Source organism: Bifidobacterium sp. KRGSERBCFTRI (genome assembly GCF_025908335.1).
The window spans coordinates 2489546-2505795 of the sequence record NZ_CP109653.1; the positions used below are offsets into that span (position 1 = coordinate 2489546).

The following is a 16250-nucleotide window of genomic DNA, read 5'->3' on the forward strand; positions in this document are numbered from 1 at the left end:
ACACAATGAACTCGTTCCCATACCCATCCATGCGCGACCGTTTCGACCTGCGCTTCTATTTCGTGGTCGGCCCCGACGATTGCGGCAACCGGCCGATTCTCGACGTCGTGGCCAAGGCCCTCGACGGAGGCGCCAGTTTCATCCAGCTGCGCGCCAAAACCCAGGATGTCGCCGAGATCGTCTCCCTGGCGAACGACATCGCCGAAGAGATCGCAGGCCATCACGTGGAGCACTCGGTGGCCTTTGTGGTCGACGACCGGGTCGATGCCGCGCTCGAGGCCCGTGCCAAGGGCATCAAGGTCGACGGGGTGCACATAGGTCAGGACGACCTCGATCCAGTGGTGGCACGAAAGCTGCTTGGACCTGACGCGATCATTGGACTGTCGGCGAAAACCGTCGACGAAGTGCGCGAAGCCAACCATCTGCCCGAAGGCACCATCGACTACATAGGAGCCGGCCCACTGCACATGACGGCCACGAAGCCCGAGAGCATGATCGTCGACGAAAATGGCGATATCACCACGCTGAACGTCTCCTCCATCGACGAAATGCGCACGATGAGCAAGTATCCGCTCATCGTGGGCGGTGGCGTGAAAGCCGACGACATTCCCATGCTCGCCAAGACGAAGGCCGACGGCTGGTTCGTCGTATCCGCCATTGCCGGCGCCACCGACCCGGAGCAGGCCACTCGCCGTCTGGTCGATGACTGGACCGCCATTCGCGGCGACGAGAAGCCCCGGTACACCGGACGCAAGCCTGCTGCAACCAAGCTGCCGGCCGTGCTCACGATCGCCACAACCGACTCCTCCGGCGGTGCCGGCATTCCCGCCGACCTCAAGACGATGCTCGCCAATGATGTATTCGGCGAATGCGTGGTGGCGGGCATCACGGCGCAGAACACGACCGGCGTGCAGGCCATCGCCGCCGTGGACCCCAGCATCGTGGGCGCCCAGATCGATTCGGTTTTCGACGATATTCGACCCACCGCCGTGAAGATCGGCGTCATCGTGGGCGTTGAATCTGTGAAAACCGTCGCCCGCAAACTCAGGGACCACCAGGCCACGAACATCGTGGTCGACCCGGTCATGGTGGCCACAAGTGGGTCGAGTCTTGCCGCGGACGACACAATCGCCGAGGAAATCAGCAGTCTCTTCCCGATTGCCACGGTGATCACCCCGAATATTCCTGAGGCACAGGTGCTGGCCCAGATGCCGATCGGCAACCAGGCCGACATGGAGACCGCGGCCGTCCAACTCGCCAAGGACTATGGCACCTGCGTGCTGGTCAAAGGCGGCCATGGCGTGAAGGACGCCGACGACGTGCTCGCATTCCCGACCGGTGCCGTCACGTGGTTCGAGGGGGAACGCATCGCCAACGACAACACGCACGGCACCGGCTGCACGCTGTCGTCCGCAATTGCCTCGTATCTCGCCCAAGGCGAGGACCTCGAAGACGCCGTACGCGACGCCAAGGCATACCTGAGCGGAGCTCTGCGCGCGAATCTTAACCTCGGCAAAGGTCACGGTCCGATGGACCATGCCTGGGCGATGCACTGAGCAGAAGGCAATCTGAAATTCCATAGCTGTGTGGCTGAGCGATGAACAGACATGCCCGGTCGCACGCCTGCGACAAAGGAGAAGACACATGAACAGCCCTGATCGCAATGCGGTGCGGCAGGAAGTGCCCGTGGACGAGCACGGCAAACCGATCATCAACACGGTGGCGGCAGTGGCGATCGCCCCCAGCGGTGTCGGCGCCGAGCTGAGCGAATACGTGGCGGAAGCGGTGGAGGTGATCCGCGAATCCGGATTGCCGAACGAGACGAACGCCATGTTCACGAACATCGAGGGAAACCTTGACGATGTGCTCAAAGCGGTGCGCGACGCCACGGTGAAACTCGCCGAACAGGGATACCGCACCGGCGTGACGCTCAAGCTCGACATTCGCCCGGGCTTCTCAGGGCAGATCAGCGAAAAGCAGCAGCTCGTGGACGAGATACTCACCAAGCGGTAAGCGGCACGGAATATGTGGGTGTGCCGTCGGTATGTCATGTGCATATTCGGCATAGGACGTATAAGGTGGAATCATGACGACGATGAAGGAAATCGCACAAGCGGCCGGAGTCTCCGTCTCCTCGGTCTCGCTCGTGCTCAATGGGCGTGATTCGGGGCGCATCAATCCGCAGCTTGCGAACCGCATACGCGAAACCGCAGAGCGAATGGGGTACCAGCCCAATGTGCTGGCCCGCTCCCTACGCACCAACCGGACGTATATGATCGGGTTCATCAGCGTCGAAGTGGCCACCACGCCATATGCGGGCGGTATGATCCAAGGTGCACAGGACGCCTTGAGCTCGCTTGGCTACATGCTCCTCACCGTGAACGGAGACACCGAACAGGCCCTGGAAAGCGAGATCCGCGCTCTGAAACGCTACGGTGTGGATGGCTTCCTGTATTCCGCGATGTCGAACCGCGTGATGACGGTGCCCAAATCACTCGCCAAGTTCCCTCTGGTGCTCGTCGACGCCGCAGAGGAGACCAATCGCTTCCCGTCCATCGAACCGGACGAGTTCCGCATCGGCTATGACGCCACCACCAGACTCATCGAAGCCGGATGCTCCCGCATAGCGTATGTGGGATGCGCCGAACCCATGGTGGCACAGACCGGCAGGCTCGCCGGTTACCGACAGGCCCTGATGGACCACGGCAGGGGCTTCGACGAACGACTGCAATGCGACGTGCTCAACAACGGGCCGGCACTACGTGCCGTGGAAGCGTTATTCGACACCGAGCAGCCCAACGGATTCTTCTGCTTCAACGACGCACGCGCCTGGTATGTATACGAGACGGCGGCACGACATGGACTGGCCGTCGGACGCGACATCTCGGTGGTCGGCGTGGACAACCATCGCGTATTTGCCGAGACACTCGAGCCGCAACTCACCACCATCGAACTGCCCCACTACGAGATGGGCTACTGGGCCGCGAACAAGCTCGTGTCGATGATCGAGAACCGCCCGCTCAATGAAGGCGATTGGCCCCATACGACCGCGGTGATGCCTCTGCTTGACACGCCATCGCCGGTGAAGGTGCACTGCACGCTGATCGAGAAGGGATCGGTGCGCGACACGCCGACGACCGCGTGACGCATGGTCACTGCGGCAGCAAAGAATTCGTCAAACGATTGACATTAAGGCTTCAGGAAATATGGTGGTTTTATGGAGAAGAAGTCAATCGTTTGATGTCAATCGATTTACACTCTATTCTGAGAACATATGGAACACCACAACTGACACAGACGACGCGAATGGTGCTCCCCTAGCAGACCCATCGAGGCCTGCCCCCTCCTGCGCACAACACGGACACACGGTGCACAGACCGGAGCAATGCGCGGGAGCCGTCATATACAACGCAGCTTAGGCTCAGACAACGAGGTTCACATCATGGCAACAACCACGAAGGTGTGGAGGAACCCCTCCTACCTGCAAAGCTCAACCGGCATCTTCCTGTTCTTCTGCTCCTGGGGCATCTGGTGGTCGTTCTTCCAGCGCTGGCTCAACTCGATGGGACTCAACGGCGCGGAAGTGGGCACGATCTATTCGATCAACTCGCTGGCCACGCTCATCCTCATGTTCGGGTACGGCCTCATCCAGGACAATCTCGGACTCAAGCGCCGTCTTGTGCTCGTCATCTCGGCGATCGCCGCACTCGTCGGACCCTTCGTGCAGTTCGTGTACGCGCCGCTGATGAGGACGAACATGATGGCCGCCGCACTCGTGGGCTCCGTCGTTCTCTCCGCGGGCTTCATGGCAGGCTGCTCGCTCATCGAGGCCGTGACCGAACGGTACAGCCGCCGTTTCAACTTCGAGTACGGCCAATCCCGCGCATGGGGTTCCTTCGGCTATGCCATTGTGGCGCTTGTCGCCGGCTTCGTGTTCAACATCAACCCGATGATCAACTTCTGGCTCGGCTCCGCATTCGGCGTGGGCATGCTCATCGTGTACCTCACCTGGTATCCGGCCGAGCAGCGCGAAGCGCTCAAGGAAGCCGCCGATCCGAATGCCGCGCCAACTAACCCGACCATCAAAGACATGCTCGGCGTGCTCAAGATGCCCACGCTGTGGGTGCTCATCGTGTTCATGCTGCTCACCAACACGTTCTACACCGTATTCGACCAGCAGATGTTCCCCACCTACTACGCCTCGCTCTTCCCGAATGAGGCCACCGGCAACGCCGTCTACGGCACGCTCAACTCGGTGCAGGTGTTCTGCGAATCCGCGATGATGGGCGTCGTGCCGATCATCATGCGCAAGGTAGGTGTGCGCAACGCGTTGCTGCTCGGATCCACGGTGATGTTCCTTCGCATCGGGCTGTGCGGCATCTTCCACGATCCGGTGTCCATCTCGATCGTCAAAATGTTCCACGCCATTGAAGTTCCGCTGTTCTGCCTGCCGGCGTTCCGCTACTTCACGCTCCACTTCAATCCGAAGCTCTCCGCGACGCTCTACATGGTCGGCTTCCAGATTGCCTCACAGATCGGCCAGGTCGTCTTCTCCACCCCGCTCGGCATGCTGCATGACCGCATGGGCGACCGCACGACGTTCCTGACGATCTCCGCCATCGTGCTTGCTGCCACCGTCTACGGATTCTTCGTGATCAAGCGCGACGACGAGCAGGTGGATGGCGATCCGTTCATCCGCGATTCGAAGAAGCTGCCGTCGCTCGCCACCGACGAGGCGATCCTCTCCGCGGATTCCGAGGATATGTAAAGCCCCATCCGCACCTCTCCCCCCCGTCAATCTCTCTCATATCCCTGCGTCTCCTCTCCCTCCCCTCATTTGCGTAAATAGGGACAAATGGCAGCCTCCAACTGTCCCTATTTACGCAATACAACCTCAATCCCGGATTCCGAACCCGTATACATCCTGCAATCCTGAGTACAAGGAGACAGATGTCGACTGAAAACGTCTCCGATTACGCAAACGAAATCAGACAGCCGAATCCGAAAGGACAACGACGATGGCAACCCTTCCCACCAATATTCCCGCCAACGGCATTCTGACCCCCGACCCGGCGCTCGACCCTGTGCTCACGCCGATCTCGGACCATGCCGAGCAGCTGTCACTCGCCGAAGCAGGCGTGTCGGCACTGGAAACCACCCGCAACGACCGCTGGTACCCGAAGTTCCACATTGCCTCCAATGGCGGGTGGATCAACGACCCGAACGGCCTGTGCCGCTACAACGGACGCTGGCACGTGTTCTACCAGCTGCATCCCCACGGCACACAGTGGGGCCCGATGCATTGGGGCCACGTCTCCTCCGACAACATGGTCGACTGGCACCGCGAACCCATCGCCTTCGCGCCAAGCCTCGAACAGGAACGCCACGGTGTGTTCTCCGGTTCCGCCGTGATTGGCGACGACGGCAAGCCGTGGATTTTCTACACCGGCCACCGCTGGGCCAACGGCAAGGACAACACCGGAGGCGACTGGCAGGTGCAGATGCTCGCCAAGCCGAACGACGACGAACTGAAGACCTTCACGAAGGAGGGCATGATCATCGACTGCCCCACCGACGAGGTGGACCACCACTTCCGCGACCCGAAGGTGTGGAAGACCGGTGACACCTGGTATATGACCTTCGGTGTCTCGTCGAAGGAGCATCGTGGCCAGATGTGGCTGTACACGTCGAGCGACATGGTGCACTGGAGCTTCGATCGGGTGCTGTTCGAGCATCCGGATCCGAACGTGTTCATGCTTGAATGCCCCGATTTCTTCCCGATCCGCGATGCGCGGGGCAACGAGAAATGGGTCATCGGCTTCTCCGCGATGGGTGCCAAGCCAAATGGCTTCATGAACCGCAACGTGAACAATGCCGGCTACATGGTGGGCACATGGAAGCCAGGCGAGAGCTTCAAGCCGGAGACCGAGTTCCGCCTGTGGGACGAAGGCCATAACTTCTATGCACCACAGTCGTTCAACACCGAAGGGCGCCAGATCATGTACGGCTGGATGAGCCCGTTCGTCGCCCCCATCCCGATGGAGGAGGACGGCTGGTGCGGCAACCTCACCCTCCCCCGCGAGATCACGCTGGGCGATGACGGTGACCTGGTCACCGCCCCCACCATCGAAATGGAGGGGCTGCGCGAGAATACCATAGGCTTCGACTCGCTCGACCTTGGTACGAACCAGACCTCCACGATCCTCGACGATGACGGCGGCGCCCTGGAAATCGAGATGAGACTCGATCTGAACAAAACCACCGCCGAACGCGCCGGACTGCATGTGCATGCCACAAGCGACGGCCACTACACGGCAATCGTATTCGACGCGCAGATCGGCGGCGTCGTCATCGACCGGCAGAACGTGGCGAACGGAGACAAAGGCTACCGGGTGGCCAAGCTCAGCGACACCGAGCTCGCAGCCGATACGCTTGACTTGCGCGTGTTCATCGACCGCGGATGCGTCGAGGTCTACGTCGACGGCGGCAAGCATGCGATGAGCTCGTACTCGTTCCCTGGCGATGGCGCACGCGCCGTCGAACTCGTGAGCGAATCCGGCACCACGCACATCGACACCCTCACCATGCACTCGCTCAAGTCCATCGGACTCGAGTGAACAAACGCAGCACCGTACCAGCGGCGGGGCACAGGCATCGGCTTGTGCCCCGCCGCTGTTCTTCGTGAGCGCATGCCCACAGGGTGGCCTATACTGTTGCAGTCGCCATGCACACGCATGGCAGAGTTAACTTTTCTGGTCGTTCGGCGGTAGACTCCTCACCTTGCTGCCTGAAGCCGGCGGCCTCACAGCGCGACATGCGCAGAAAGTAAGGTGCCATGGCTTTTCACAGCTCATTGCGCAATCACACGGACCGCCCGCGCCGGCAAGCGTGGAGGCATTGGCCCACCGTCGTCACCGTCGTGGCACTGCTGCTCATCTGGCAGGTCTGGGTTGATGCGGCCCATCCGCCCGTCACGATGGTCTCCTCCCCCACGCAGATCGTCCGCTCGGCTATCATCTCGTGGCCCACCCTCTGGCCAGCCACCTGCATGACGTTCATCGAGGGCGTGTGCGGATTCGCCATAGCCTGCGTGCTCGGCGTGCTCCTCGGCATAGGCATACACTGCTCCCGTACCGCATATGCGGCACTGTTCCCGCTGCTCACCGCGGCCCAGACGCTGCCGCTCATCTCAATAGCCCCGCTGTTTCTCATCTGGTTCGGATTCGAACCGGTGGGCAAGATCGTCATTGTCGCCGTGTTCGCCATCTTCCCCATTGTCGTGCAGACCATGCGAGGACTGGCTGCCGTCCCCGCCTTCTATGACGACGTGGCGATGACCTGTGGCGCCTCGCGCGCATGGACACTGTTCCATGTGGATCTGCGGGTGGCCGCGCGCCAGATCTTCGGCGGCGTACGCGTGAGCGCCGCCTATGTGTTCGCCACTGCCGCCACCGCCGAGTACCTCGGCGCACGCAGCGGTCTGGGAATCTGGCTGCAGGCCGCCTACAATTCCTTCCAGACCCCGCGCATCTTCGCCGCGACCTTCGTGATCATCATCATGACCGGCTTGCTGCTGCTCGCCGTGCACGCCGTCGAGCGACTCACCATCGGCGCGCCGGCCGACGACGACGACCCGGACGCCCAGTGAATCCACAAATCTGCAAATCCGAGCACCAATTCGAAAGTGACCATATGAAATCCCCCCGCCATATTCACCGACATCTCACTCGCATCATCGCCATGCTCGCCGCCCTGCCCACCATATTCGCAGTCACGGCGTGCGGTTCCACAAGCAGCGCGAACGGCGGCGATGACGGCCTCACGAAGGTCACATTCATGCTGTCGTGGGCGCCCGACACCAACCACATCGGCGTCTATGTGGCGAAGAACAAAGGGTACTACCGGCAGGCAGGGCTCGACGTGAACATCGTCGCCGTCGCACAATCCGGCGCCGAGCAGGCGGTGAACAACGGCGTCGCGGATTTCGCGCTCTCCAATCTCACCAACGTGAGCACCTACTCCACCAAAGGAACAGAACTCCGGCAGGTGATGCAGATTCAGCAGAAGACGAGCGCGATCTGGTGCGCGCTGGCCTCGAATGCATCCATCACACGACCACGCGACCTCGACGGCAAGACGTTCGCCACCTTCGGATCAAGCGAGTCCGACGCCGTGGTGCGCCGCATGATCCAGCACGACGGGGGCAAAGGCAACTTCGACAAGGTGACGGTGGGCACCTCCACGTTCCAGACACTCGAATCCGGCCGCGCCGACTTCGGCGGCTTCTACTCCACCTGGGAAGGCGTGCAGGCCAAGCTCAACGGACCGAAACTCAACTGCTTCACCGAACCGGAATACGGCGTGCCCGGCAACGCGGATTCAATCGGCATCATCACCAGCGACAGACTCATCGCGCAGAATCCCGACCTCGTGAAACGCTTCGTGCAGGCGACGCAACGCGGCTACGAGTATGCGTATGACCATGGCGACGAAGCTGCCGACATTCTCGTCAAGGAGGCACCCGAGGCGAATCTCGACCCTGAATTCGTGCGCGAGTCAATGAAGACAATCATCGACGGGCAGTACTGGGGCGATCGCGAACAGATCATCTCCGGCAAGCAGACGTTCGGATTGGCGGATTACCAAGGCACACAGGCGTACTTCGACTTCCTCGCGCAATCCGACGCGTACACGGACGCGGACGGACGTGTGGTGCACGCAGCGCCGCAGTCGAAGGACCTCGCCACCGACGAATTCCTGAAACAGGCGAACTAGCGGCACGACGGCAACGCGCAGCAACCGCACACAGCAACAAGGCACACAGACATGGGCATGACGAATCCACAGACCGACATACACCACATCGTGGCGAGCATGGACACCGGCATCGACGACGCGCTCGCATTGGCGTTGCTTCTCGCACAGCCGAACGTCCGACTGCATGGCGTGAGCGCCAGCTACGGCAACGTGCTCGAGCAACCGGCGGCGCGCAACACCCGCGCTGTGCTGAGTCTGCTCGGGCGCTCGGATATACCGGTGTTCGACGGCGCAAGGCATCCCTCATGGGCACCGTATTTCATCGCCGACGCCGGTTGCGCGCAATTCCACGGCAGCGATGGTCTGGGAGATGTCAGCACCGGCGACGGCGACAATGCCGACTTCACGCCGACTACGCCCGGCGAGACGCTCGCCAGTGACGCGAATGGACTCGTCACACTCACCGCACCACAGATTCGCAACCTCACCGAGTGCGGCACTGCGATCTCGGTAGGAGGTTACCAAGTGGGCGAGAAGCACGCCGATCTGCCCACGATGCCAGAACTCACGATTCCCAGCGGGTCTGCGCACACCCCCACTCCCGAGAAACTCGAATTCCCGCAGGAGAGCTGCTCGCAGGCCACCGCCGGTGCGCGCATGATCGTTGACGCCGCCCGCGCATTCGGCCCCGACCTCACGATCCTCGTCACCGGGCCGCTCACCGACATCGACACCGCGCTCACACTCGACCCGGAGGCGGTGCGGCAGGCGCGCATCGTGTTCATGGGCGGCACCCTCACGCAGGAAGGGAATTGCTACGACCTCGTCTGCGAAACGAACATGATCCAGGATCCGGAAGCCGCAGATCGCGTGCTGCGCAGTGGCGCGGACGTGACGATGGTCGGGCTCGACGTCACCCACCGCTGCCTGCTGGGTTCCTCCGACATCACCCCTTGGAACGCGGCGCATACCGAGGCCTCACGGTTCCTCACTGCGATTGCGGAGTTCTCCATTCGCGCGAACGCGGCCAGCGAGCCGATCTTCGCCGCCGGCATGCCGTTGCACGATCCGTTGGCCGCTGCGGTGGCGCTCGATGCGACGCTCGTCGGCACGCTCGACCTGCCCATGTGTGTGGAGACGAGAAGCGGCGACGGCACCGGCGTGCGCGGCCGCACCATCGGCAATCCGCAGGGATTCATCGATGCTTCCTTATGCCCCACGCATGTGGCCGTGGGCGTCGACCGCGAACGTTTCCTCGCGCGGTTCACGGGCGACATTGCGAATCTGCTCACCTCGCTACGGTGACATTCCTAAAGCTTGCGCAATGGCACTCCGGCTTCGAGCAGCTTGCGAATGAACCGTGCGCAATCATAGGTCTCGCGAACACGGAAGCGGACGATCCGGTCGACCCCGCTGCGCAACAGCAGCCGTTCGCGCTCGCGTTCGGCGTCGACAATCTGCTCCACCGAGTCCCCGCCGGTCATCTGAACATTCACATATTTCTCGTTGCCCACCGTGTGAGCGAATAAACCAAATAACAGCCGCTTGCTTTGTCCCGGGCATGCACTCCCAGCGAGACAAATCAAGTAACGGCCACTTGCTTTATCTCACTGGCAGATCCAAATTGAAACAGAGCAAGTGGCCGAATAGCAGTCCCGATTCGCTTGCAAGGGCATGCGAAAGCCGCGTTCTATTTCTTGACGCCGCCGAAACGACGGTCGCGGTGAATATAGCGGTCGATGGAACCCCACAGCACTACGCGGCCACAATCCGGGAACAGCTCGGGCACGAAGTCGAGTTCGGCATAGGCGGCCTCCCACGGCAGGAAGTTGCTTGTGCGCTGCTCGCCGGAGGTGCGGATCACCAGGTCGCAGTCCGGAATATCGGGATTGTACAGATGTTCGGAGATCATCTTCTCGGTGACGCGGTCGCCTTTGATCCTGCCATCGCGCACCTCGCGTGCGATTGCTGCGGCGGCGTCGGCGATTTCGGCACGGCCGCCGTAGTTGATGCAGAACACGACATCGATCACCTTGTTGCGCTTGGTGCGCTCCATGGCCACCTCGAGCTCGTCGATGACGGATTTCCACAGCTTCGGCCTGCGCCCCGACCAGCGTACACGAACGCCCCATTCGTCCATCTGCGCCACGCGGCGGTGGATGATGTCACGCGAGAACCCCATGAGGAAGCGCACCTCCTGCGGCGAGCGCTTCCAATTCTCGGTGGAGAACGTGTACAGGCTCAAGTAGCGCACGCCGGCCTCGATTGCGCCGGCGATTGTGTCGAACACCACCGGTTCGGCGGCCTGATGGCCGTCCGTGCGAATGAGACCGCGTTGCTGCGCCCAGCGTCCGTTGCCATCCATGATCACGCCGACATGACGGGGAACCTTGTTCTTCGGGAAATCCGGGATAATCGTGGGGTCGGAGAACGGCGCGGCCGGCACGCTCAAGGATTTGTAGTCCACTGCATCAAAAGCCATGGTTCTAATCTAGCAAGCGCAGAGAACGAATCGGCCGCTCAAGGTAGTATTGCGCCCATTCGCGAACGATGTTCTCGCACCGCGGGTCGGGCGTCTGCAGCATGTCGAGCTGCGGCCAATCCCCCTGTTCGAGCGCCCGCAACTGGTCGAACACATGCACCGGCACGCGCACGGCATCTGGCGTGTGGTCATTCGGGCACATTGCGCCGCCTGCCGAAGCCGAGAAGAACTCCACGTCCTGACTGCCGCACACCACGCACGAGTCGAGGCGAATGGTCCAGCCGGCCAATGACATTGCGCGCAGAATATACGACAGTGCAATGGCCTGAGGGTCATGCAGATGCCTGCTCAATGCGCCCAATGCGGCGATGAGCAGGCGGTATTGCGCTGCCGCGGGCTCGTGCTCGGCGGGGAGCAGATCGGCCGCGGTCTCGCACATCGCACTGGCCGCAGTGTAGGTGGCATAATCTCCCGTGATGCCGCCGGCATACGCACTTATGGATTCCGCCTGCCGCACGCTGTCGAAGGTGCGCCCCTCACCCAGCAGCAGATCGACGCGCATGAACGGCTCCAAGCGCGCCCCGAATCTCGATTTCGTGCGACGCACGCCTTTCGCCACCGCACGCACCTTGCCGTGGTCGCGGGTAAGCAATGTGATGATGCGATCGGCCTCGCCGAGCTTGGCGGTGCGCAGCACCACGGCCTCGTCCCTGTACAATGCCATGCAGCCGGCTCCCTAGAACCTGAACAATCCCCAGAAGGAGAAGCACAGCAGCATCGAGATCAGCGTGATGGTGAGGATCCAGAAGAACACGCGGCCGAATCTGCTGGTCGCGATGATCGGATCGTCGTTGTGCACGAGCGCACGCCACGCGTCGCGATTCATAGGCCATTGCAACAGTCCCCGCTGCGACCAGATCTCAATGATTCGCTCTATCATCGACGCCCATGCCCACAGCACGAGAACGCAGGCGAACTGGGTGACGGGCCAGCTCCAGTACATCATGCCGGCACTAGAATCGGGAGCCTTGCCCCACGCCAATTGCACGACGGCGATCACCACTTCCGCGAAACCGCCCAGGAAGAGCAGACCGGCAGCCGCCGTCATTATCGCGGTGAATCTCAGCGCGCGTGCAAACGGTTTGCGCATGCCCATGCCATGTGACTGGTGGCGCACTCGACGCATGATCGCGCGTATGAGGGTGACCACGAGCAGAACGGCCGATACGAGCATCATGATGAGGTTCAGCCCCATCACCACAATGCCATACCACGTCATCGCAGGACGTGAATGCAGTTCCAGCGGCACTGCGATCGACTGGTAGAGCGGTGTTCCTGCAACGGGCTCGCTTGTCTGTGTGAGGCCCCGCGAGGTGCCGGCCACCCACGACACCGTGTCGCGCATGTAATCGTCGGCGAACGGCGTGTTCTCCATCGCCTCGTCTCCCAAACGCAGCACATGGTTCGCAATCGGGTAGCTGCGCAGCGTCACATTGTAATTGCCGGCTTTGTGTGCCTGTTCGAGAATGTCTTTGAAGCCCTGTACCTGTGCGGTCATCACGTCCTTCGCCCCATAGGCCACGAGGGTGGGAATGCGGTAGGCGGCCGGCACCGATGTGTTGAGGTCGGCGTTCGTCAATCCCAGGGCCGGCAGGTCGAGCGAGAACACGCGGCGCACTATCGACTGGTACCCCTCGTTCGCGCCGACAAGGGCGAAGTCCTGCACGGCGAGGAATGCGAGTGCGTGCCGGGCGGAGAACACCATGGGCGAAAGCAGCACCTGGAAGGCGACCTGCTCGTCCCGTTGCACTACGTATGACGCAATCCACGCGCCTTCGGACGTCGCATAGAGTCCCACGCCCTTCGGATTCACGTTCCTGAATCCGCGCATCATGTTGATGACCTGCTCGTAGATCACCGCGGAGCCCTCATAGTCACGGGTCGTGTCGTTCGTGTTCCACACCGGCTTGTCTATGACCGCTGTGACGAAGCCGGCGGATGACATTGCCGTGGCGATGTCGCCGAACGAATTGTCACATGTGCCGTAGCCCGCGCCGTGGAAGAACATCACCGCCGGCAGATTGTCTCCGGCACCTTCGGGCTCCCGGAAGTTGATGTTGATGCGCTGCACGTCGCCGGTGCTCGGCTGTTTCGCATCGATTGCCTGATGCCATTCATGCACCTTGTAAGCACCTTGTTTGGGCAGTTGCTCACGTGTATCGAAGGTGACCTCGGTGTTCGGCGACAGCGTGGCGAACGTCTGTCCGGTGGGCGTGTTGTCTGCCGGCAGTCGCGTGTAGTTCGACGCCATGACGAGCACGCCGAGCAGAATGATAAAGATCGGCAGTGTGATCATGAGCCGACGTGTGCGGCTGAAGCCCTGCCGCTCCGGTATTTCGTGAGCTTTGGACACGCTGAATCCTATCGATTTGTCGGTTTCCTGTTCCCCGCGCATCGGCGGGCACAGCTTCTACGCGGTTGGCTTCCGGTGCAGATTCTCGCCGGTCAGCGGCATGACGACGGGGCCGGTGCCCATGCCATCCTCATTCTCGCCCATGGTGGCTGCAATCTCATGGGCGTATTTGAGCAGCGTCTCCACGATTCTGTCTTCCGGCACGGTCTCGACCACCTCTCCCTTGATGAAGATGCGTCCCTTGCCATTGCCGGACGCCACGCCGAGATCAGCCTCCCGCGCTTCGCCCGGACCGTTGACTATGCAGCCCATCACGGCTACGCGAATCGGCGCGGTGATGCCTTTGAGCCCCTCCGTGACGGCGTTCGCGAGCTGGATCACATCCACCTGCGCACGCCCGCAGCTCGGGCAGCTGATGATGTCGAACTTGCGCGGTCGCAGACCGAGGTATTCCAGGATCTTGCAGCCCACTTTCACCTCCTCGACAGGAGGCGCGGAGAGCGAGACGCGAATCGTGTCGCCGATGCCTTCGGCGAGCAGCGCACCGAATGCCACGCAAGACTTGATGGTGCCCTGCCAGGCCGGCCCTGCCTCGGTGACTCCCAGGTGCAGCGGCCAGTCTCCTTTGGAGGCGAGCAGTCGGTAGGTCTCCACCATGGTGACCGGGTCGTGGTGCTTGACCGAGATCTTGAAGTCGTGGAAACCCACATCTTCGAACATGCGCGCTTCCTTGAGGGCGGACGCCACGAGCGCCTCAGGCGTGGGGCCGCCGTACTTGGCGTAGAGCTCCTTGTCGAGCGAACCGGCGTTGACCCCGATGCGCAGCGAGATGCCGGCGTCTGTGGCCGCCTTGCAGATCTGCGGACCCACCTCGTCGAATTTGCGAATGTTGCCCGGGTTCACGCGCACTGCCGCGCAACCTGCGTCGATCGCCTCGAACACGTACTTGCTCTGGAAGTGGATGTCGGCGATCACCGGAATCGGCGATTTCGCCACGATCTTCGGCAACGCATCGGCATCCTCCTGATTCGGCACCGCCACGCGCACAATATCGCAGCCCGCCGCTGTGAGTTCGGCGATCTGCTGGAGTGTGGCACCGACATCGGAGGTCTTCGTGTTGGTCATGGACTGCACGGAGATCGGCGCTCCCCCGCCGACCGGCACCGGCCCCACCATGATGCGGCGTGACTTGCGGCGCGCATGCAGCGGGCTCTCGCTCACCGCCGCCTCACCTGTCTTACGGAACGTTGGCTCACTCATACCTGTTTGGAACTCTTTCTGCGGTACTGCACGGCATGCCCGCGCCAGATCCCGCGTGTTCTGTGTCTGGTGTGTTGTGTCTTGTGTATGCAGACTATCGCCTGCTCGGATGTCGAAAGACTATCCTTTGGCGGCGATGATCTCGTTGGCGCGCACGCGTGCCTCCCTCTCGAGCTCCTCGACTTCGGCCACCGATTCGAACAGCGGATTCGCGCTCAGCTGCGCATCCATCTGTTCGATCGTCTCAGCCACGCTCGGCACAATGTCGAGATAGGCCAGCCTGCCGTCAAGGAAGGCGTGCACCGCCTGCTCGTTGGCCGCATTCAACACCGTAGTGTGTTTCTCGGAGGCTTTCAAGCATTGCCGGGCAAGATTCACCGCCGGGAACGCATCGTTGTCGAGAGGCTCGAACGTCCATTCCGAGGCTTTCGTCCAGTCGCATCCGCGTGCCACGTCATCGAGACGCACCGGGGCGGAGAGTCCCAAGGCGATAGGCAGCCGCATGTCGGGCGGCGATGCCTGGCTGATCGTGGCGCCATCGCAGAATTCGACCATCGAGTGGACGATGGATTGCGGGTGCACGGTGACTTCGATGTTGTCGGCGGCCACGTCGAACAGTCTGCTCGCCTCGATCACTTCGAGGCCTTTGTTCATGAGCGTCGAGGAGTTGATGGTGACCACCGGCCCCATGTTCCACGTCGGGTGGTTCAGCGCCTGCTGCGGGGTGACGGATTCCATCTGCTCTCGTGTCCAACCACGGAACGGGCCGCCCGAGGCAGTGACGATGAGTTTGGAGACCTCGGCGTGCGTACCTGCGCGCAGGCTCTGCCAAATGGCCGAATGCTCCGAATCCACCGGATTGATCTGGTGTTCACGTGTCTGCGCATCGAACAGGAGGTGGCCGCCGGCCACCACCGATTCCTTGTTGGCCAGGGCGAGCTGGGAATCGGCCTGCAACGCGGCAATCGACGGTTCGAGCCCTATGGATCCGGTGATGCCATTGAGCACCACGGAAGCCCCGGCACCGGCCAGTGCCACCACCTCGTCCTGCCCACTGCGAATCTGGGTGGCGTGGGCGCCCTTGGCGTCCAATGCCTGCCGAAGCGGCTCCTCGGCCTGCGGGTTCGACACCACCACAAGCGGTACATGGAACGAGGCGGCCTGTTCGGCCAGCAGCTCCACATGTGAGCCTCCGGCAGCCAGACCGGCCACCTCGAACCGATCTCTATGGCGGTTGATCACGTCAAGTGCCTGGGTGCCTATTGAACCGGTGGATCCCAGAATGATGACTCGTTGATGCTCTGCTTCCATTGAGCGTTCTACCCTCAGATTTCAATC

Annotated in this window: 14 protein-coding genes; 8 read left to right on the plus strand and 6 right to left on the minus strand. The window is 61.8% G+C overall.

The window, feature by feature from the left end; translation table 11 throughout:
- The first annotated feature begins 5 nt into the window (after positions 1 to 5).
- The 8 genes from thiD to OGI63_RS10815 all read left to right on the plus strand — a co-directional run bounded on the left by thiD (position 6) and on the right by OGI63_RS10815 (position 10062).
- A complete protein-coding gene (thiD, locus tag OGI63_RS14280) occupies positions 6 to 1556 on the plus strand; it encodes a bifunctional hydroxymethylpyrimidine kinase/phosphomethylpyrimidine kinase (protein ID WP_004218592.1) in 1551 nt (516 codons plus the stop codon).
- 88 nt (positions 1557 to 1644) lie between these two features.
- Positions 1645 to 2013, plus strand: a complete 369-nt coding sequence (locus OGI63_RS10785) for an MTH1187 family thiamine-binding protein (protein WP_004218591.1) — start codon at positions 1645 to 1647, stop codon at positions 2011 to 2013.
- 73 nt (positions 2014 to 2086) lie between these two features.
- On the plus strand, positions 2087 to 3145 hold the full coding sequence (locus OGI63_RS10790; RefSeq protein WP_004218590.1) for a LacI family DNA-binding transcriptional regulator: 1059 nt from the start codon (positions 2087 to 2089) through the stop codon (positions 3143 to 3145).
- Positions 3146 to 3442: 297 nt separating this feature from the next.
- Positions 3443 to 4768, plus strand: coding sequence for an MFS transporter (locus OGI63_RS10795; protein ID WP_004218589.1), 1326 nt, complete (start codon positions 3443 to 3445; stop codon positions 4766 to 4768).
- A gap of 250 nt (positions 4769 to 5018) precedes the next feature.
- Positions 5019 to 6617 (plus strand): glycoside hydrolase family 32 protein, encoded by a 1599-nt coding sequence (locus tag OGI63_RS10800; protein ID WP_004218587.1) that lies wholly within the window; start codon positions 5019 to 5021, stop codon positions 6615 to 6617.
- Between the two features lie 218 nt (positions 6618 to 6835).
- The gene (locus OGI63_RS10805; RefSeq protein WP_004269208.1) at positions 6836 to 7648 is read left to right on the plus strand and encodes an ABC transporter permease; all 813 of its coding nucleotides are present in this window, start codon (positions 6836 to 6838) and stop codon (positions 7646 to 7648) included.
- Positions 7649 to 7692: 44 nt separating this feature from the next.
- On the plus strand, positions 7693 to 8775 hold the full coding sequence (locus tag OGI63_RS10810) for an ABC transporter substrate-binding protein (protein WP_004218585.1): 1083 nt from the start codon (positions 7693 to 7695) through the stop codon (positions 8773 to 8775).
- Between the two features lie 51 nt (positions 8776 to 8826).
- Positions 8827 to 10062 carry a nucleoside hydrolase gene (locus tag OGI63_RS10815; protein ID WP_004218583.1) on the plus strand — a complete coding sequence of 412 codons (1236 nt, stop codon included), beginning with the start codon at positions 8827 to 8829 and terminating at the stop codon, positions 10060 to 10062.
- A 5-nt stretch (positions 10063 to 10067) separates the two neighbouring features.
- On the opposite strand, the gene OGI63_RS10820 is transcribed toward OGI63_RS10815, so the two are convergent.
- The 6 genes from OGI63_RS10820 to dxr form a co-directional block, all read right to left on the minus strand.
- Positions 10068 to 10241, minus strand: coding sequence for a hypothetical protein (locus OGI63_RS10820; protein ID WP_004218582.1), 174 nt, complete (start codon positions 10239 to 10241; stop codon positions 10068 to 10070).
- A gap of 206 nt (positions 10242 to 10447) precedes the next feature.
- Positions 10448 to 11239: an isoprenyl transferase gene (locus OGI63_RS10825; protein WP_004269211.1), complete on the minus strand. Its 792-nt coding sequence runs from the start codon at positions 11237 to 11239 to the stop codon at positions 10448 to 10450.
- 4 nt (positions 11240 to 11243) lie between these two features.
- Positions 11244 to 11963, minus strand: coding sequence for a DNA repair protein RecO (gene recO / locus OGI63_RS10830; protein ID WP_004218580.1), 720 nt, complete (start codon positions 11961 to 11963; stop codon positions 11244 to 11246).
- A 12-nt stretch (positions 11964 to 11975) separates the two neighbouring features.
- A complete protein-coding gene (locus tag OGI63_RS10835) occupies positions 11976 to 13694 on the minus strand; it encodes an alpha/beta hydrolase family protein (protein ID WP_004218579.1) in 1719 nt (572 codons plus the stop codon).
- A 15-nt stretch (positions 13695 to 13709) separates the two neighbouring features.
- A complete protein-coding gene (ispG, locus tag OGI63_RS10840) occupies positions 13710 to 14912 on the minus strand; it encodes a flavodoxin-dependent (E)-4-hydroxy-3-methylbut-2-enyl-diphosphate synthase (RefSeq protein ID WP_004218578.1) in 1203 nt (400 codons plus the stop codon).
- A gap of 120 nt (positions 14913 to 15032) precedes the next feature.
- Positions 15033 to 16223, minus strand: coding sequence for a 1-deoxy-D-xylulose-5-phosphate reductoisomerase (gene dxr / locus OGI63_RS10845; protein ID WP_004218577.1), 1191 nt, complete (start codon positions 16221 to 16223; stop codon positions 15033 to 15035).
- Positions 16224 to 16250: the final 27 nt, after the last annotated feature.